This is a genomic window from Methanosarcina sp. MSH10X1 (assembly GCF_004099695.1).
In the GTDB taxonomy this organism is placed as follows: Archaea; Halobacteriota; Methanosarcinia; order Methanosarcinales; family Methanosarcinaceae; genus Methanosarcina.
Genome location: NZ_SCHL01000007.1, coordinates 1 through 19,571, shown reverse-complemented (window position 1 = coordinate 19,571; position 19,571 = coordinate 1). Strand labels below are relative to the sequence as shown.

The following is a 19,571-nucleotide window of genomic DNA, read 5'->3' as shown; positions in this document are numbered from 1 at the left end:
ACTCAATCCTTTGCATAAAATTCTTTGGTCGCTTCGACTATTTCCTTCAAATCGGTTCTGGATAATGCGGGATGCACAGGGAGAGAGAGAACCTCTTCTGCTGCCTTCTCTGAAACCTGTAAGGTATCATTGTATCCAAGTTCCCTGTAAACCGGTTGCTTGTGAATGGATATAGGATAGTGGACTCCTGTTCCTATTTCTTTTTCTTTCAGGAAAGCTGCCAGTTGATCCCTTTTTTCTGCTCTGACGGTATACTGGTGGAACACATGAGTACAGTCAGGCTTTGTAACTGGAGGGACAATTCCGGATATTCCTTTTAACCCTGTTGAGAGTGTCTCTGCATTTTTCTGTCTGGCTGCTGTAAACCCATCAAGCTTTCCAAGTTGTACGAGTCCGATTGCAGCCGCAATATCAGTCATCCGCAGGTTAAAACCAAGCATTTCATGCAGATAGCGGACTTTTGAACCGTGAGCCCGGATCATTTTTGCCTTTTCTGCAATTTCTTTTTCGTTTGTAGTGAGCATTCCGCCTTCACTGGTTGTCATATTTTTTGTCGGGTAAAAGCTGAATGCTCCTGTTCCAAAGCTACCTACTCTTTTTCCAAGGCATTCTGCACCGTGGGACTGGCAGGCGTCTTCAATTACAATAAGTTTATTATCATCTGCGATTTCCATTATCGCTTTCATGTCCGCAGGGTGCCCATAGAGGTGGACGGGCATGATAGCTCTGGTTTTTGGAGTAATCTTTTCCTGAATTCTTTCAGGTTCTATATTATACGTATCTGATTCTATATCTGCAAAAACAGGGGTTGCCCCGGTATAAAGGATGCTGTTTGCTGTCGCAATGAAACTGAAGGGGGTTGTAATCACTTCATCTCCTTTTCCTATGCCGTGGGCAAGAAGCGCAATGTGAAGCGCTGCAGTGCCAGAGTTTACAGCGACTGCATACTCACAACCAGTATATTCGGAAAAGGCAAGTTCAAATTCATCGACTTTAGGACCCTGTGCAATCATTCCTGAACTCAGGACCTCGGTTACCGCATCAATTTCTTCCTTACCCAGCATGGGCTTGGCAATTGGGATCATTTTAGGACCTCTTTTAATAGTCTCAATAAAACCTATTTTTACTTAACCTTGATTTTCTGTTAAGTTTATATTCGATTCAATTCCTTTAAATCTTTGGGGAGTTCTTGTATCCTGGCAGGCACTCCGACTGCAAGTTTCCAGGCAGGCACATTTTTTGTCACAAGTGCTCCTCCCGCAACCATTGCCCCTTCCCCGATTTCTACATCCGGAAGCAAGGTAGCATTCGCACCTATAGATGCACCTTTTCTCAAAACAGGGCCCTTCAGTTCATATTTCTTTCTAATAGGGTATTTATCATTGGCCAGAACTGCACAGGGCCCGATGAATACATTATCTTCAATAGTCACATTGGTCGGAATGTAAACATTTCCCTGGATGCTTACATTGTTTCCTATCTTCACATGCCCATCTATAATAACGTTGGTTCCAATGAGGACATTGTTTCCTATTTCCGTATTTTCTCTGATCATTACATTATGCCCGGTTTTGAAGTTTTTTCCGGTTTTTACGTTGGAAAACACTGTTGATCCAGCTCTTATTATCGAATCCGAACCGATACTACACCCTGGAAAATCAAAATTTTCAATTTCGATATTCTGCTTTAAGATCTCCATCAGGATTGTGTGCTCAGGATATCCTAAAATTACATTTTCCATTATTACTGTGCCTTTCCCGATTACAGAAGTACCGTATATTTTAGAAGAATTGTGAATCTTAAATTCAGTCGAGTTCATTTTTCCCCCCGTTTCTCTGGTTTCCAATTGGCCAGAAAAACTTTCCGTTGGAGCATAAAAGTATCTGCTTACTCTTCTGCATAGTTTTACGTAGCTTTTCGTTTTTCACATTCCCGATTATCGGGCTAATCCATACGCTAAAATAAACCCCAAGGTTGATTGTTATTATTCTTTCCGATATTCACTCCCGTTTACTTCTATAACTATCTTAATTTTTTAGTTGAATATACTTTGTAATTATTTAAGTGATTTGGTTTATTTTTCTATCGCTTTTTTCCTTTCTCGTAGATTCTTCAATTCATCTTTTCTTTTCCATATTCAGAGCCTTACAGCACACCTTTTAACTGTTATTTACAGTGTTATTATCATTCCAACACATAAAATAATCTTATACTATTCAGGTCTCTGGTGATTAAACGCTGGAGGATATTCAAGGATTGAATAAGAGCTCCCACTTAAGACGGTTTAAAATCGAGTACTTCTTTAAGGATATCCGCCTGATCAGGAGCTGTCTAATATAGGAAATCTTCCCCTCTTTTAAGGTTTTCACAGGCATTCTACTATCTGAATTTATTCTCTCGATAGCAAGCTGGGACTACAGGATTTCTCGTTGCTTATTAAGGCGATTTCCCCTTTCTTCTGAGCCCGAATTTGATAGTTCTCTTTCAAATATTTGTCAGTGGTATGAGGAGGATTTTTATATCATATTGCATATTTGTTTCTTAAATACGCTAATCAACTCTAGGAGTTCTAATTACGCTTACAAGTTTAACTATTTCTAATTCAGTTTCTTCAGGTGCGCTCTCAATGGCGACCGTAATACCAGGAATTCCTGATGGTGCATCTGTAGCTACGGCAGTTTTACTTTTACTGCTTTTGCTCAGGGATTTCCTTCCTGTATCAAAACATTGGGAAGATGCGGTGAGAGTTTCTTTAAATATGGGAATTATTCCCCTGCTGTTCTCTTTTTGTGCAATCCTTCTCTTCAAACTAGTTGCACTCTTTTACTGACTCTAAAAAGCGGAGTTCGAACGGTTGCGTCCCCGGGTCTCCCGGACCCTTCCGAATCTCGCCCATGTTCCGTCTCGGGAGGATTTACCTTTTTGCCTCGCTCAGGAAGGCTGATTGATCCTAACTTTTTTTGGGTCCGTAGCGACGGCCGCAACGCAAACTTTTTCAAAAAAAGTTTGATCAAAAACTCATGCTTATCTAAACCGGTGTAACCGGAGCGTGATCGACCGGCGCAACGCAAGCCTTTTCAAAAAAGGCTTGAGCGAAAACAACGTAGCGGCGTGATCGACCGGCGCAACGGTCGCGGCACAACGGTTTTAGTACAATGCTTATGCTCGGGTATAATATTAATGACCTGCTCCCGCAGGTTTGGGAAAAGATGTATACGAAAATACAGAGATTCCGGGAGAACTGCTTATATCTACCTATTCTGCTTTCCGTGATATAAAATTCGGAGTAAATTTTTCTAATTATTTAATTGGAAATGAGTCAGGAGTATGTTCCCGACTGTATTCCAGATTTCGCTTTTGGCTTAATTACCTTTAATCCAATCCTTTTTCTTCATTTTTCCGAATTTTTGGTGAAAATGGAAATTCAAAGGAGAAGGGGAATAATCCCGAAAAAGAATACATTCATGAACCCATGAATTAGCGTAACTAGCGGCAGACTCCGGGTTTTGTAAAATAAGTAGCCTAGAAAAGCACCAACAGAGGATATATAGAGAATTTCGCTAATATTCCCATATCCTGAGTGCATTAGCCCGAATAAAATACTCGTAATTACCAACGCTTCCCGGCTGCCTAATACTATCTCTAGTCGGTTCTGCAGAATTGATCTGAAAATTATTTCCTCTACAGGGCTCACGAAAAAGATCATGATTATGGTGAGACCCAGAAGGTTAAGAATTGAAAGATCACTGATGAGAGGATTTTCCCCAACTATGAGGAATTCCCCTGCTCCTAACAAAAGACCCACCAGTATTGAGAAGGGGATATATACCCCGATTTTTTTAAAGGTCATCCCGAGCTGGGAGCCAGTAAATCCCTGGTTAGTTGCTGCAATGCTTACAGGAATTGCCATAAGACCGTATATGAAAATAAGGTTGTAAAGCTTCTCTTCATAGAAAAGTGGCATTGAAAGGTCTACCAGACGCAGGATCGGTAAGAGAATAAACGCCTGGTAAGTTTTCTGTATTTCTTCATTTTTTATGAACATTGTGGAAAAGGAAAGCCCAAGCAAAATTAATGCATGCAGTACTATGGCTTCAAGTTCCCTTCCCGAATAAATCATCAGTTCTGCAAAAGCGATTGCTGCAGCCGGAGCTGCCAGGTAAATTCGTTTGTTTTTTACCTCAGGTGTCCTTCCCTGCAGATTTTGAGTCTTTGTTCTCATGCCTTCTGGGGTCTCCATATTAAGGCTTTCAAACGTTCCCATCTTCATACCTCCTCTTTAACCTTTATCCAGAGGCACAGGTCTTTGTAGGGCACATTCTTTTCGGTCTCATTAAAAAGCAGGAACTCCAGTTTCATATTCTCTCCTTCAACAGAAGGCGTAATCTCAATAGGCTCTTCCAGAGTCGTATTATCTGGAAGCCTGATATGCTGCAGGTTTTCCGGAAGAGGCAGCGATTTATTCTCAAGCCTTACTTCCATTGTATAGTCCATTGTTCTGTGCTCATTATTTGCTATTCCTATAATGTAAGTTCCACTTTCTCCCTGTATATACTCTGTCGTATAGTTATTAGCCATCCCGCTAGTCCCAAGGATATAGAACTCCGTAAATGGCTCTCCTTCCTGAGGCACCAGAATGACGTAAGCTCCAGTCCCTATCAGGATCAGGAAAGAAAGGGCTAGAATTATCCTGAGATTTTTCTCTGTTTTTGATTCCGGCTCTCCCATAACCCCTGATACCAGTGTAAGGGCAAGAGCCCCGAAAGGTACCTCAAATGTCCTGTCCGTGGGTAAATACCCTCTTCTAATGTATGCTGTTACCAGCATAATCAGGGTAAAGGCGGAAAGGCTTATAAGAAGAGATATATCATTGATTCCCCAGGGTGTATAATTAAGCGCAAGCCCCATCAAAGGCGCAATTGATACGCTCATTGCAACAGAAAGAGCTATCCGCTCCATTCCTTCAAGCCCGTCTTTTTCCGGAAAAAGTGTAGCTATAAGGGCATACCCTGGAAAGAAAAGCAACAGGGGTAAGCCGAGGGCTGTGCGAATAAAACTTCCGTTAAGTACGGGAACTATTACGAAAATATCCGTAAGAATTACAAGGCCTGCTACCAACAGCAGGTCAGATGGAAACTTCTGGTTTCCGGCCATATGACTCCTCATAAAACAATTTTATGTTTTTCTGGCTTCCCAGCTTTTTTGTTATTCGGGCTAATCTGCCAATTGCTCTGTCTCCTCATGAGGTCTATTCGGAAACCTTCCGACTTCCTCTTACCGGCTGCTTTAATCTCCGATTGTGAAGCATTAAGCCGGAAAGGTGAATACTTGTCCGAGTTTGAATCCCGGTTTTCCTATGATTTAGCAGAATCTATTTTCCTGAATTTTATACGTTTTCAAGGATGTTTTAACCCGATCTACTCAATTACCTAGTTGTATAAAATATCTTTCCCTTTTTCCGCATTGTATCTAAAATACTTTTCCCTTTTTTTCTTTCCTTTCTGAAGAAATCTCTCCCGTTTAAATCCCATTCTGTGAAACTTTTCTTACGGAGTATTCTGGATGAGCCAGTGGTCTGTAAACGTTGACATATAATAAGAAAAGAGTTTTATTTTTCGTATCAGTGTAACTTTTTCTTCCAATATTCCTTAATGTTCGGTAACTAATAAACACATTTAAGCCATTATTCCGGCTAACAGGCTTCTCATGTTGACTTAATTATTTTTCGTTACCGGGATTACTGATTAATTATTTTTTATGCCTAAATGCTTATATAGCTCGTATATTAAAAAAGATACAGGTCTTATATTAAATGCTGTGACTCACTTACAGAGTATTTATATTCCTTCTTTTAAAAAAAAGAAGGAGAATAATTCCCCCAATTCATTCTCTGTAGGTGTAGCCTTAGAAGGCATTTTGAAACCCTTTAAAAATTATGGAGCGATGACTCTGAAAAATATATTTGCTAAATTTGGAATTTTTACTGATTCTTCTATAATAAACTACATTATTAAGGAGACTCCTTACTTTTATCTTTACAGAGGTAGATGATTGCATATGGCCATTACGATTGCAGCCATGCCTGCGTATAACGAAGCCCACGCCATTGCAGATGTTATTAGGGGCTGCAAAAAATACGTCGACAGAGTAGTAGTTGTGGACGACGGAAGTACCGACAATACTGTCGATATCGCAGAGTCGCTTGGTGCCTACGTAGTTCGTCATGGGACGAATAAAGGCTATGGCGCAGCCCTAAGGAATTGTTTTGAAACCGCCCGTAAACTCGATGCAAATGCTATGGTCATAATTGACTCTGACGGTCAACACGACCCCTCCGAAATTCCCCAGCTTCTTGAGCCTTTAAAAAACGGGTTTGATCTGGTAATCGGCTCAAGGTTTGTTAATGGCAACGGTAAAAATGTCCCTATTTACCGTAAATTCGGGATGAAGGTTCTTGACATCGCAACTTACATCGCAGGCGGTCTGAACGTCACTGATTCCCAGAGCGGGTTTCGAGCTTATGGGAAAAAAGCTATTGAAAATATAAATTTAAATGGCACAGATATGTCCGCAGGCTCTGAAATTCTCATTCAAGCCAGAGATTATAAACTGAAGTTTACTGAAGTGGAGATCCATTGCAGGTATGATCTTGAAGACTGCTCAAGCGAACATCCTTTCATACATGGACCTAGAGTCCTGTTTCGTATCCTTAAGGATATGGAATATAGGCGGCCTCTGTACTATTTTTCAGTCCCAGGCCTGATTATGGCATCTACAGGTTTTCTGATGGGACTGAAATTTTTACAGGATTTCTATCTCGGAGGATCCCTGCGCTTCGGACCAACACTCCTTATGGTAATGCTGACAATTATAGGAGCCTTCATGGTATTTACCGGAATAATACTGCATGCCATATCAAGGATGATATTTTTAAACGAGCACATCCGAAGGCAATAATATTAAAACGGGGTTAATTTATATGAAATACCCTTTTATTTCAATCGTAGTAGGCATTCGCAACGAAGAAAGATTCATTGAAGAATGTATCGAGTCACTTCTCAATCTAGACTACCCGCGAGATTCTTACGAGATTATTATCGTTGATGGGATGTCCACAGATAAAACGCGGGATATAGTACAGAAATATCCTGTCAAACTCCTTCTCAATGAAAGAAAAAATGTTGCTGCGGCGAGGAATCTTGGTGTGAAGAACGCCAGAGGAGAGCTTGTTGCATTTACTGACGGGGATTGTAAGGTTGATCCACAGTGGTTGAAAGCTCTTATTCGCGAAATGCAGGAAGCTCCGGATGACGTTGTGTGTTTTGGAGGGCCTAACCTGATCTTTGATACTGACCCTGTATTTGGCAGGGTGGTTGGATACGCTCAGGAATCATTTTTGGGCTCAGGAGGCTCAGCTCAGTCCAAAAACTCCACCAAAAAGCATTATGTCGGCTCTCTTCCGAACTGCAATGCAATGTATAAAAAAGTTGCAATTCAGGAAGCAGGGGGTTTTGATGAACGATTTGTTGTGGGTCAGGATGGAGATCTGAACTATAGAATAGGTAAGAAAGGTAACAGGTTCTTGTACATCCCGGAAGCCCAGGTTCTGCATCATAGAAGAGGTACTCTCAAATCTTTTTCCTTAAGGATGTTTAAATATGGTATGTGGATGGCAGAACTTTTCAAGAAGCATGGAGAATTTGTCCGCTGGTATGCATTTTTGCCTTCGATTGCTATCCTGTTTGCAGCCACTTTACTTATTGCCTCTATCAAATACTATACTCCGGGGTTGATTCTTCTTGCACTCACGGCACTATATTTTGTTCTTGTTATTATTACCTCAATCCAGGTTACCTATAAAATGAGATCAAAATATGGTCTTTTTGCCCTGTTTATTATTCCCGTACAACACATTGCCTATGGGCTGGGGTTTTTGTACAGCTTTACAAATTCTCCTCTTATCTCAAAAACCAGTTCCTGCTCGGATGTCTAACATCCACAGTTTATTTAATACTAGAGAAGCAACCGAAACACTTGAATATATAGGGAGGCTTTTCAGGGCAAAATCTTCTTAATCAATACCGCTCTGATGGACTCTCATCGATTTTCAAACACAGAAATTTGGATAGTAGTTTATTCGATTTATGAAATTATGATTATCTAGGGTTATGGAGATAGTATGTTCGGATTAAGCAAAGAAGCTGGATTCAAATTGGATAATAACCGCTTAATGAGGCTTATTTCCTTTTTATTTCCGCTCGCTATAATTTTCGCAGTAATATTTACGTTCTTATGGATGTTTGCAGCCGGAAAGCTCGGCTATGCACTTCGGGGGTTATTTACAGGAATACCTGCAATACTTTCCTGTCTTTTCATACTGTTCATTTACAAGAAAGATGTAAGCCTGCATGACATAGATGTCTATCCGTCATTGAGTACAAAGTCTCTTACATACCTGTTTGGAATACTTTACATCAGTTCCCTAGTTGTGCTCTTGCTTTCTGAGGGTAGCAGACCGCTGTACTATTTCATCTTTATCTTAGGGCTTTACCTGTCGGTATTCCTGCAAATATTCTCTAAAAAGGTAAATCCTCCCCTTATTCTGGCAGAATCGTTCTTAATTGCGACTAATCTGATTTATAGTGTTACGTTAAATTATGACTTCTATTTCGGTACTACAGATATCCTGCCGCATATCTTCCTTTCGGAAGTCACTGCAATGTCCGGGCATACAATTCCTACTTCCTTAAGTGATTATGCCTACTTCCCTCTTTATCATGTGCTTATCGCAGAAACTTCTCAACTCCTGAACATAAGCACGAAGACATCACTTTTCCTTGTAACCGCACCTATCTATGCAATAACCATAGTTTTCCTTTACTACATCTTTAATTACATAACCAACAACAGGCAGATCTCACTTCTCTCATGCGTCCTCTTCTCTGCGAGTTCTGTCGTACTTTATTACGGTACAAATGTAATTACACGTACAATGGCATTCATAATGTTCATTATATTGTTGTACTTGATTTATAGTGTCAATTTCAAAAAGAACAAACTTTCCTTAAAAACCCTCTCAGTGATTGTTGCGGTTTTTCTAACCCTTGTTCATAACGTCTCTCTTCCGCAACTTGTCTTATTGCTCGTTCTTCTTCTTGCATCCGAATATATAATAGGGAACGGTAACTACATCAGCAAACCTTTCTTTATATTGCTTAATGTAATTTTCACGGCATACTGGTTCTTTGTAGCATATGTGTTTGTGCAAAGGAGCCTGGCTCCCCGTTTGCAGAGCCAGTTTTTGGACTCTATAGTCCTGACGGCTGGAGGCGCAGAAGTGCTTCAGGAGAGTTTTATTAATCTAATAGGGCTTCTGGATAAATCGATATTTTTATTTTTTGCCTTGATAGGAATAGGCTTTCTCCTGAAAAACTACAGGAATAACTATGCTTCCGTGCTAGGATTATTTGCTTTATTAACTCTCATATTTTATGTCCCCAATCCTCTCAATACAATCTGGCAGTTCAAAGTTCTATTTAGAGTTGATCGGTTTATGCTTTTCGTCAGCCCATTTATGGCTTTCGTAATGGGATACGGATTGTATATATTCTGGAATTATATGGCGAAATACTCTCCAAAAAAACTTAATTCAACTTTGGTAGTGGTTTTATTATTCTCGACCTTCGTTCTTGTTTCTTCGGTCTTCAGTATTGGGGACTCGGATTTTCTTGGGCATGAAGCAAAACATGAATATTTTACCTCGGAAGAGTTGAGCGGTTTTGAACATGTTTTCAAGTATATTCCTACCGATTCCTCAATTTACACTGACTATTTCTCTTCAAGGTTCTTCTATCTCCCTCTGATTCCTGCGTCGTCGGCAGAGATGAATATCTCGTCTTATGACAACTACAGAATCGGTGATGTTAATAAACTCCCACAATATAAAGGCTATGTAGTTCTCAGAACCAAGGAATTTCTCCGGAGTGGATTATACTTCGGCAGTGAGGAAAGTACCCTGAGAGATACTTCCAACTATTTTTACCAGGGGCTACCCGAAAACCAGCTTGAACTGGAAAGCAATCTCGCAGGGCTTGATAAAATCTACTCAAGTCCTTCAACAGATATCTTCATTCCGCATCAGGGATTAAACAATCCCTGAAACTATGTTCAAAGCGGCCTTCTTGTTTCGGGCCTGTGTTCGTTTACAGGATAAAATGTTGTAGCAGGCACCAGTACAGGAATAGAGCTTTTGCAGATTTTGACGTGCTATTCTGCAGATTTCAGAGTTTATAATTTCTGTGGGCTCGGGAATCAAAAAAGTAAGCTGGAAAGTTTCGGGCTTATTCCAGAGACTTCTCCAGAAGCTCTGAGTAAATATTGACAGTCATTTTCGCATGGGCTTCCCAGGTAAGCCCCCTCTGGATTATGCTTTTACGCCCGAGTTTGCCCATTTTTTCTCTCCGGTTTCTATCCTCAAGTAATTTATTTATTTTTCCGGATAATTCTCCAGGACTTTTTGCAGGTACCAGATAGCCTGTCTCTCCATTGACCATGAGTTCAGGTATCCCGCCTACATTAGTTGCTACTACGGGGACTTCACAGGCAAGAGCTTCAAGCACTACGTTTGGCCTGCCCTCGGAGAGAGAGGGCAATACCAGGATATCTGAAGCTGAGATCCAGAGTGGGATATCCTCATGGTTCACAGGTCCAGTAAATTTAATGAAATCTGCAATCTTAAGTTCACGTGCTCTTTTTTCCAGACTTTTTCTCAGACCGTCATCCCTGCCTACCATAAAAAGGTCAGTATCCCTATTAACAAAATTCCTTGCAGCCTCAATCAGGTAGTCCACACCTTTTATTTTCCGAAGGGCTCCAACAAATAGAACGATATTCTTATCCTGCGGGAGGTTTAACAGATTTCTCGCATGCGCTTTTCCTGCAGGTTTGAATTTTTCTGTATCAACACCATTTGGAACCACATGAACTTTATTTTTGTCTATTCCCAGATTTACTATGTGGAGTTTTAGATCCTCGCTGACAGAAAGAATCCTGTCTGAAGAATTCATTGCCTCTATAATCTGTCTTGAGGTATAGGAACCTTCATAAGCGACTTTTCTTTCGATTGTACCGAGAGCGCTTATTACAAGAGGGACTTTCCATTTCTTTGCAAGTTTCATCATTCCATACCCATCAGGGTATGAAAAGTGCGCGTGGATAAGGTCTGGCTCTGGCTTTATGTTCTTAATTGCATATTCGGAAACGAAGTGGGAGTATGAAATCCCTGTCACGGGATAAAAATACTTCTTGGGAACGGCATATATATAACGTGGATAATGAAGGTCATATTTTTCAGTATGCTCAATCTGCGGTAGTTTAAAAAAGTTATGATAAGGAAATGTGGAAAAGGGAAGGACGAAAGGTTTTGGAGAAATTACCGTAATATCTACGCCCTGGTCTGCGATTGAGTCGATACTCTGTTTTATGAATGTCCCAAGTTGAGGATAATACCTGTTAGGAAATTCCTGACATGCTTCCAGTACTTTCATAATCTTTTGCCCTTTTTCGCTCTGGATGCCTCAAAGCAGACAGAGGAGAGAGTTAATCCTATAAATAATTCTCTCCAGAATGCATTAAATTCCTGTTATCGAGTTAATACTGAAATACCATGCTTGAACCTCTGAAAAATAATATCAAAAGTTATGGGATAAACTAATTAACTACTTTTACTATTCTGGTAACCGGCTACCATTATGTTTAAAAAAGTAAATAGCATTTTTCTGGTTTATTACGGCTCCTTTAATACTAAATCAGGCTCGAATGTCCATATTCTTGAGCTTCTGAGGAATTTGAAAAAATATACTGATATAGTGCTGTTTGCTCCCGGACAGAAGAGTGTAGATCGTACCCTCACCGGGACAAAATACGTGCCTGTGATAGACAACAAATATCTTGTACAGCCTTCTTATGAATTCATGCTTTCCTTTTATCTTCTATATTCATGCATAAGGAGCAGGCCTGATGTGCTTTATCTTCGCCAGAACTCTTTTCCTTTCTTTCCCATAATTTTATGTAAAGTTTTAAGAATCCCTTCAATAGTAGAGGTTAATGGGCTGGTTCTCGATGAGTTAAAGGTCAATCCGAATTCACAGTCTTTTGCATACAGGGTCTTTTCTTATCTGGCACTTCGCTCCGAGAAGTTCAATTACAGGCACTGCGACAGAATTGTTTCTGTCACGGATAAGCTCAAGGATGAACTTGTGAGATTATATTCGGTTCCTGAGAATAAAATCCATGTTATCAACAATGGGGCAAATACCGATGTATTCAAGCCGTTGGACCCGGAAAAAATGAGGACCGAACTGAGGCTCGAAAGTTCAAAAAAATATGTATGCTTTGTCGGGCACCTTGCAGCCTGGCAGGGAGTTGAGTTCTTGATTCAAGCTTCTCCTTTAATTCTGGATAAGTGTCCTGATGCTCACTTCCTCATCATTGGGGATGGAGTTATGAAGGATAGACTACTCGAAACAGCTTCCGACCTGGGAATTTCGGATAAATTTACTTTTACCGGGAGAATCCCATACGAACAGGTTCCTTTCTACATAAGCGCTGCTGATGTCTGTGCCGCTCCTTTCATCAAGGAAAGGAACTCAAAAATAGGGCTCTCGGCCTTGAAAACATATGAATATCTTGCATGCGGGAAGCCGATTGTGGCAAGCAGTATTCCAGGAGTACAAGACCTGATCGAATCGTCAGGTGGTGGAATATCTGTGGCTCCCGAGGATCCTGAGGAACTAGCTGCTGCTATAGTAAGATTACTTTCCAATAAAGAAATCCGGGACTCTATGGGAAAGAAAGGCCGCAGATATGTTGTTGAGAATCACAGCTGGGACGGGGTTTCAAGAAAGATCCTGGAGATATGCAAAGATATAATCTAATCTTACTCTTATTCAGTGTATCTGACCTTATTTCTGGAAGAATTTCCTTCTCACAGGTAGATGTCCAACTTTTACTTTATTATGATATCTTACATTTTTGAAAACTTTGTAAAAAATTTGTGGGCATCACATACATATTTTTATAACCCAATGATCTAATTATAGTAATAACTATAGAAATTTAATTAGAGGCTCACTTCCAAATCTTTTCGCAATGTTTTCATGGGGGGAACTAATGTGAATTGGGGAATTAGCCTGAAAAAGACAGAGATTTATTCGCAATCACCTGTTATTGGATCTTTTTGGATTCAATGACTTTTGTTATGAATATATTCTCCAGAAATTTTCTATAGTCCTGAATCTCGGATAGTGAATACTATCTGGATATTTGTCCAAAATTCAGGAAAACATGGAAAAAATTTTGCTAAGCTATTAAGCTAACAATCTTAAATTCTATGAACACGGGGTCACTTCCCTGTCTAACTCTTACTTCAACAAAATCTTAATTAATTTTTCATAGTTGTCTTGGGTGATAGATATGTTAATAAAAAGATTAGGGATTTTTCTCCTGGTGGGTTGCCTTATCTTTGCAAGCGCACCGACTGCTTCATGCAGAAGCGCCCCACCAATTGTTTATGTTGCAGGAGATGGAAGTGGAGATTTCAAATGCGATGGTAAAGATGATCATGTGCAGATAAACCAGGCACTGAAATTTGTGGCAGGTAACTCTAAATATACAACTGTTCACCTTAAAGGGCCTTTTACATATGTTATTGATGATACTATTTTGATCGGCAGCAATACCATTCTTGAAGGGGATTCAACTGCTGTGATAAAACTGGCAAATAACGCAGGCTGGTCTTCAATGAAACCATTAATCCAGCAGATGAACAATGCCGGAAATAATAACATTGTAGTAAGAGGGTTTGAGGTTAATGTAAACCACGACGGAAATTCTAAAGTTGCTAAAGGTAAGGGTTACTACAATGTGATGTACTTCACCCACTGTAAAAACATAAAAGTATACAATATGTATATGCACGATGGACATGGAGATGGAGTGAGGATAAAGTACGGTGAGAATATTCAGCTTTATAATAATAAAATCTCCAAACTCGGACACGATGGCCTTTTCGTAAGTGAATGCAAGAATGTAGAAATCTGGAATAATAATATAGTCTGCAGGACTAATAGTGGAATTAGAGCATGGAATTCTAATAAAGTAAAAATTCACGATAATGCAATCGATTCTTTATACTACAGGTGTACAGGCGGGCCTGGTATTCTGATCGAAAAATCTGCAGGTATTATGGATAGTATCGAAATCTACAGTAACACATTGCATGATACTTATGGACCTGGAATCTGGCTTTTTAACTATGATACTTCTTCTGCTACTAAAGAAAAGGGGAAAAATGTCCGTATCCACCACAATACCTTCTACAATGCAGGCACCAATACTGGGATTACCTGGACAGGTGGCATTGTAACTAGCGGATTCCATGACACTTTAATCGAAAATAACGTATTTGACGGCTCATACCATGCTGCTATTGTTCACATGTATCCGGAAGGTTATTCTCCAAGTTATTCATCAAATCCCGGATACACTACTATTGTTCGAAATAATATAATTGCGAACACCCGGCAACGTATAAAGAGTCCGAGTGGAACAGGGTACGGGGTTGTCAGTTATCTCACTAAAAATCACAAATTTATACTGGACAATAACTGCTTTTACAATAATGCAGGAGGCAATTATAAAGGATGTACATCGAAATCTGATATCTATGTAAATCCTCTGTTTGTGGACCAAAAGAAACACGATTATCATCTCCAATCGGTCTCAGGCCACTGGAATGGGAAAAAATGGGTAAAGGACAAAGCGACTTCTCCCTGTATTGATGCCGGATATGCCTCTTCGGACTATTCAAAAGAGCCTGAGAATAATGGAAATAAAATCAATATAGGAAGGTACGGAAATACTATATATGCGTCTCTCTCACCGATTTCACGAGTAAAGACCGTACAGTTGCCGTTAACGGAATTAACCTCCGAGGCTACTAATGAGTCTGGAGAAGATCTGAACTCCACAACAGAAGTCTTCGAGACGGATGAGGGTAATTCCACATATTCGGAAACAGATCTTTCTGTTGATACTGAACAGAGTCTGATTATCGAATTTATTCCGGAAACTGTGGTTAAGATCGGAGAAAATTTGAACTTTACAGTGAAAACTTCTGACGTAAATAGTGACAGCCTTATATATTCCGCTTCAAACCTTCCTGCAGGCGCAAGCTTTGATGAGACCGGATTCTTTAGCTGGACGCCTGAAAACGGGCAGGAAGGATTCTACACTGTATCTTTCGAGGTGAGCGATGGGCTGCTCGGCGATTCTGAGGTCGCAGTGATAAGTGTAAAAAGCATAACTGAAGAAGACGCAGATAAGGGCGGAACAACTGAAGAATATACAAGTGAGGGCGAAATAACTGAAGAAGATTTAAATGAAGAAGACTTTTATCAAGAGGATTTAAATGAAGAAGATTTAAATGAAGAAGACTTTTATCAAGAGGATTTAAATGAAGGAGATTTAAATGAAGAGGATTTAAATGAAGAAGATTTAATTGGGGAAGATTTAAATGAAGAAGATTTAAATGAAGAAGATTTAAATGAAGAAAGCGCAATTGGAGACGGAATAACCGAAGAGGAGATTCCTTTAAACCTTTCCAGCACAATTTATGACAGCTACCTTTACGGAATTCCGCCTGAGGGATTTAATTTAAGTAATTTATCACTTGTACCGGAGGAATGAGCAATCTATTCGGTAGTTTTACGAGAATTGATAAAATCATGTATTCTGTGGTAAATTAGTTTAAGACAAATCAAAAAACTTCGGAAAAGACCGGAATATATTAAGAATCTAACCAGGATGGAATTGTAAGGTCCTTGAGTGATATAATTGACAGTATTCTTATGAATACTGTGCTGCACACAGGTAAAACTTACTTCCATAATATTTCCATTTTTGACACTCCTTTCTCTGGTTTTTTCCTATCCTTTTATGGAACCTTAATTTATACTTTAGTTTTGAATAAGAGTCACTTTTTGAAATTGTCTTGTTGTGAAAGTATCCATTTATACTATTGATAATACTGAAATCTCATTTTTTACTGAAATGAAACACAACTGTTACTGGGAGTTGAAATCCGGGATTCTACTTCGGAGGACCTATTTTTTTCCATAAATTAAACGAATCAGCTTTTAATCCGTCTTTTCTCGTTCAACTCATTTATTGGTTATTTATTGATTCTTCCTAATATCTAATTATTCAATAATAATTTAAAAAGTTACGCAAAAGCTTTATAACAGAATGTTCTAAATTACATTAGATACTATAGAAATTTAATTACACAATGGAACGCCGATTTATTCACACAGTCTTTAAGGGGGGACTCATGTGAATTGGAGGAATTGGCCTGTAAAATCGGACACTTATTCTGAATCCTTTATTATTAAACATTGATTGGATTCGGTAGCTTTTTGCTATGAATAGTTTCCAAAATTTCTATAGCCTTGAGTCTCGGAGAGTGGATACTATTTGGAAAATCTTGTCCAATATGTCGGAAACAGGCTAATAATTTTGATTGGATTTTTGACAAACAGTAAAAAATTTCGCGGGGGGTTCTTTACGGTACTATCTAAACATATCTATAACGACGCTTGCAATGCATTTATTCTTGATCAACTTCAGGTAATGTCGAGAATAAAACGAGAATTCATAATTCTTTTCCTGGTAGGTTTTCTCATTTTTGCAAGTATGCCGACTGCTTCATGCAGAAGCACAGCACCAATAGTTTATGTTGCAGGAGACGGGAGTGGGGATTTCAATTGCGATGGGACAGACGACCACGTGCAGATAAATCAGGCACTAAAATTCGTGGCAGATAACCCTGAATATACTACTGTCCATCTCAAAGGACCTTTTACGTATGTTATTGACGATACTCTCTTAATCGGCAGCAATACTATTCTTGAAGGGGATTCGACCGCTGTGATAAAACTGGTAAATAATGCAGACTGGCCTACAATGAAACCACTGATCCAGCAGATGAACAATGCCGGAAATAATAACATTGTAGTAAGAGGGTTCGAAGTTAATGTAAACCATGACGGAAATTCTAAAGTTGCTAAAGGTAAAGGGTATTACAATGTAATCTATTTGATTTACTGCAAGAACATAACTGTATGCGATATGTATATGCACGACGGGCACGGTGATGGGTTAAGGATAAAATATAGCGAAAACATTCGTTTTTACAACAATACGGTCTATAAGCTCGGGCACGATGGTATGTTTGCAATCGAATGCCAGAATATAGAAGCCTTGAATAATGTAATAACGTGCAGGACTAACAGTGCTCTCAGGGTCTGGAACTCGAACCATGTAAAGTTCCATGATAATGTAATCGATTCCTTCTATCACTGGAGCGCAGGCGGGCCTGGGATTGAGATAGAGAAGTCTGCAGGTATTATGGATGATCTGGAGGTCTTCAATAATACTATCACTAACACATATGGGCCCGGTATCTGGCTTTTCAGCTATGATTCCTCTCCTGATACCAGGGATCAGGGGAAAAATGTCCATATTCATCATAATATTTTCTATAACACAGGCACTAATCCTAGCATTACCTGGGTAGGGGGCATTGTAACTAATAGATTCGAAGATACCCTCATTGAAAATAACGTATTCGATGGCATAAATCACTCTGCAATCGTCCACATGAATACTAATGGCGGTTCCTTAACCTATGCACCAGCAGGTGACGGGTATACAACAATCGTCCGTAATAACATAATTCTAAATACCAGGCCGCGTACAACGGACCCCAGCGGAACAGGATACGGAGTAATTAATTATCTGTCTGGGACACATACCTTTGTGCTGGAAAATAATTGCCTTCATAATAACTCAGCAGGTAACTATAAAAATTGCATATCGACAACCGATATCTATGCAGACCCTCTTTTTGCAAATCGGAAAAATCAAGATTACCACCTTAAATCGGCAGGTCGAAGGTGGAATGGAGAGACCTGGGTAAAAGATCTTGTAAGTTCACCCTGCATTGATGCCGGCTATCCGAATTCTGACTATTCAAAGGAGCCGGAGGATAACGGGAACAGAATCAACATCGGAAGATACGGAAACACAATCTATGCTTCTACAAAAATCCTTGAAAATCATCCTCCTGTGATGGATCCTGTTCCTGAAATTTCGGTTAGGGCAGGAGAGAACCTGAATATCCTGGTAAAAGCTTCTGACGCAGATAGCGACAGCCTTACATACTCCGCTTCAAACCTTCCTGCAGGCGCAAGCTTTGATGAGACCGGATTCTTTAGCTGGACGCCTGAAAACGGGCAGGAAGGACTCTACACTGTATCTTTCGAGGTGAGCGATGGGCTACTCGGCGATTCTGAGGTTGCGGTAATAAGTGTAGAAAAAGTTACCTCTCCCTCTGGAGAAATATACGACAATCGCCTGCGTGAAGCTTCTCCTGAGAGTATCTTTTCGAATGACCTGTTTCTCGACGTTGGAGGAATGAGCGGTGTTGGCAGATACAGGGACCTTATATGGTTTAACATAAGCGAATACACCAGTACTAATGAGATCAACAACGCAACTCTTTCCCTTTTCTGGTATTATCCTCCCAGTTCACGGCCAAATGATACTATTATCGAAGTCTATCGGCCTGTAGCCTGGAACCCGGATCATGTAAGCTGGAACAAAAAGGATAAAGGCATTGCCTGGAACAATGCAGGGGGAGACTGGTATGACAGGAATGGCGTACTTCATGGCAGTACTCCATACGCCACGTTAACCCTGAAAGCAAATAGCCTGCCAGATAACAAGTACTGTAAGCTAAATGTAACTGACCTTGTAAAAGAATATGTCAGCGGCAAATATGCAAATACCGGTTTCCTGATAAAAGCCCGCAGTGAAGGTGACAACTATATAGCATTTTATAGTGCCGACTGCGGAAACGTGAGCCAGGTTCCAGAACTCAATATTACGAAGAGGATAACTGCAAACGCGACTATTACTGGCGCAAAAGATAACCGCCTGCGTGAAGCTTCTCCTGAGAGTATCTTTTCGAATGACCTGTTTCTCGATGTTGGAGGAATGAGTAACGTTGGAAAGTACAGGAATGTTATTTCATTTAATTTAACTGGATATACCAGTGCTACTCAGGTGAACAATGCGACTCTTTCCCTCTTCTGGTATTATCCCTTAAGCACACGTCAGGCAGATACTATTATCGAAGTCTATCGGCCTGTAGCCTGGAACCCGAATCATGTAAGCTGGAACAAAAAGGATAAAGGCATTGCCTGGAACAATGCAGGGGGAGACTGGTATGACAGGAATGGCGTACTTCATGGCAGTACTCCATACGCCACGTTAACCCTGAAGGCAAATAGCCTGCCAGATAACAAGTACTGTGAGCTAAATGTAACTGACCTTGTAAAAGAGTATGTCAGCGGCAAATATGCAAATACCGGTTTCCTGATAAAAGCCCGCAGTGAAGGTGACAACTATATAGCATTTTATAGTGCCGACTGCGGAAACGTGAGCCAGGT

The 19,571-nt window shown here is 40.0% G+C and carries 12 protein-coding genes; 6 read left to right on the top strand and 6 right to left on the bottom strand.

Going from position 1 to position 19,571, the window contains the following annotated elements; translation table 11 throughout:
* Positions 1–2 precede the first annotated feature (2 nt).
* The 5 genes from EQO05_RS07615 to EQO05_RS07595 form a co-directional block, all read right to left on the bottom strand.
* Positions 3–1,085, bottom strand: coding sequence for a DegT/DnrJ/EryC1/StrS aminotransferase family protein (locus tag EQO05_RS07615; protein ID WP_128505278.1), 1,083 nt, complete (start codon positions 1,083–1,085; stop codon positions 3–5).
* Positions 1,086–1,150: 65 nt separating this feature from the next.
* The gene (locus tag EQO05_RS07610) at positions 1,151–1,819 is read right to left on the bottom strand and encodes an N-acetyltransferase (RefSeq protein ID WP_128505276.1); all 669 of its coding nucleotides are present in this window, start codon (positions 1,817–1,819) and stop codon (positions 1,151–1,153) included.
* 731 nt (positions 1,820–2,550) lie between these two features.
* Positions 2,551–2,808 (bottom strand): hypothetical protein, encoded by a 258-nt coding sequence (locus EQO05_RS15500; RefSeq protein WP_164888501.1) that lies wholly within the window; start codon positions 2,806–2,808, stop codon positions 2,551–2,553.
* 616 nt (positions 2,809–3,424) lie between these two features.
* The gene (locus tag EQO05_RS07600) at positions 3,425–4,264 is read right to left on the bottom strand and encodes a CPBP family intramembrane glutamic endopeptidase (RefSeq protein ID WP_128505273.1); all 840 of its coding nucleotides are present in this window, start codon (positions 4,262–4,264) and stop codon (positions 3,425–3,427) included.
* Positions 4,265–4,266: 2 nt separating this feature from the next.
* Positions 4,267–5,154, bottom strand: coding sequence for a DUF1616 domain-containing protein (locus EQO05_RS07595; RefSeq protein ID WP_128505271.1), 888 nt, complete (start codon positions 5,152–5,154; stop codon positions 4,267–4,269).
* 903 nt (positions 5,155–6,057) lie between these two features.
* On the opposite strand from EQO05_RS07595, the gene EQO05_RS07590 reads away from it, so the two are divergent.
* From EQO05_RS07590 to EQO05_RS07580, 3 genes are all read left to right on the top strand, one after another.
* Entirely contained in the window at positions 6,058–6,957 is a 900-nt protein-coding gene (locus EQO05_RS07590) for a glycosyltransferase family 2 protein (protein ID WP_128505436.1), read from the top strand.
* 22 nt (positions 6,958–6,979) lie between these two features.
* Positions 6,980–7,993 carry a glycosyltransferase family 2 protein gene (locus EQO05_RS07585; protein ID WP_128505269.1) on the top strand — a complete coding sequence of 338 codons (1,014 nt, stop codon included), beginning with the start codon at positions 6,980–6,982 and terminating at the stop codon, positions 7,991–7,993.
* Positions 7,994–8,179: 186 nt separating this feature from the next.
* The gene (locus EQO05_RS07580; RefSeq protein ID WP_128505267.1) at positions 8,180–10,159 is read left to right on the top strand and encodes a hypothetical protein; all 1,980 of its coding nucleotides are present in this window, start codon (positions 8,180–8,182) and stop codon (positions 10,157–10,159) included.
* 181 nt (positions 10,160–10,340) lie between these two features.
* Here EQO05_RS07580 and EQO05_RS07575 read toward each other — a convergent pair whose 3' ends face one another.
* Entirely contained in the window at positions 10,341–11,546 is a 1,206-nt protein-coding gene (locus tag EQO05_RS07575; RefSeq protein WP_128505265.1) for a glycosyltransferase, read from the bottom strand.
* Positions 11,547–11,750: 204 nt separating this feature from the next.
* Between EQO05_RS07575 and EQO05_RS07570 the strand changes: the two genes are divergently transcribed.
* From EQO05_RS07570 to EQO05_RS07560, 3 genes are all read left to right on the top strand, one after another.
* Entirely contained in the window at positions 11,751–12,935 is a 1,185-nt protein-coding gene (locus EQO05_RS07570; RefSeq protein ID WP_128505263.1) for a glycosyltransferase family 4 protein, read from the top strand.
* Between the two features lie 829 nt (positions 12,936–13,764).
* Complete coding sequence (locus tag EQO05_RS07565) at positions 13,765–15,747, top strand: right-handed parallel beta-helix repeat-containing protein (RefSeq protein ID WP_370273622.1); 1,983 nt, start codon at positions 13,765–13,767, stop codon at positions 15,745–15,747.
* A 942-nt stretch (positions 15,748–16,689) separates the two neighbouring features.
* The coding region (locus EQO05_RS07560) for a disaggregatase related repeat-containing protein (RefSeq protein ID WP_128505261.1) at positions 16,690–19,571 on the top strand (2,882 nt) is incomplete at its 3' end.

Coding starts and splice junctions, on each gene's coding strand:
- EQO05_RS07615 (WP_128505278.1), bottom strand. CDS start 1,085: ATGATCCCAATTGCCAAGCCCATGCTGGGTAAGGAAGAAATTGATGCG.
- EQO05_RS07610 (WP_128505276.1), bottom strand. CDS start 1,819: ATGAACTCGACTGAATTTAAGATTCACAATTCTTCTAAAATATACGGT.
- EQO05_RS07600 (WP_128505273.1), bottom strand. CDS start 4,264: ATGGGAACGTTTGAAAGCCTTAATATGGAGACCCCAGAAGGCATGAGA.
- EQO05_RS07595 (WP_128505271.1), bottom strand. CDS start 5,154: ATGGCCGGAAACCAGAAGTTTCCATCTGACCTGCTGTTGGTAGCAGGC.
- EQO05_RS07590 (WP_128505436.1), top strand. CDS start 6,058: ATGGCCATTACGATTGCAGCCATGCCTGCGTATAACGAAGCCCACGCC.
- EQO05_RS07585 (WP_128505269.1), top strand. CDS start 6,980: ATGAAATACCCTTTTATTTCAATCGTAGTAGGCATTCGCAACGAAGAA.
- EQO05_RS07580 (WP_128505267.1), top strand. CDS start 8,180: ATGTTCGGATTAAGCAAAGAAGCTGGATTCAAATTGGATAATAACCGC.
- EQO05_RS07575 (WP_128505265.1), bottom strand. CDS start 11,546: ATGAAAGTACTGGAAGCATGTCAGGAATTTCCTAACAGGTATTATCCT.
- EQO05_RS07570 (WP_128505263.1), top strand. CDS start 11,751: ATGTTTAAAAAAGTAAATAGCATTTTTCTGGTTTATTACGGCTCCTTT.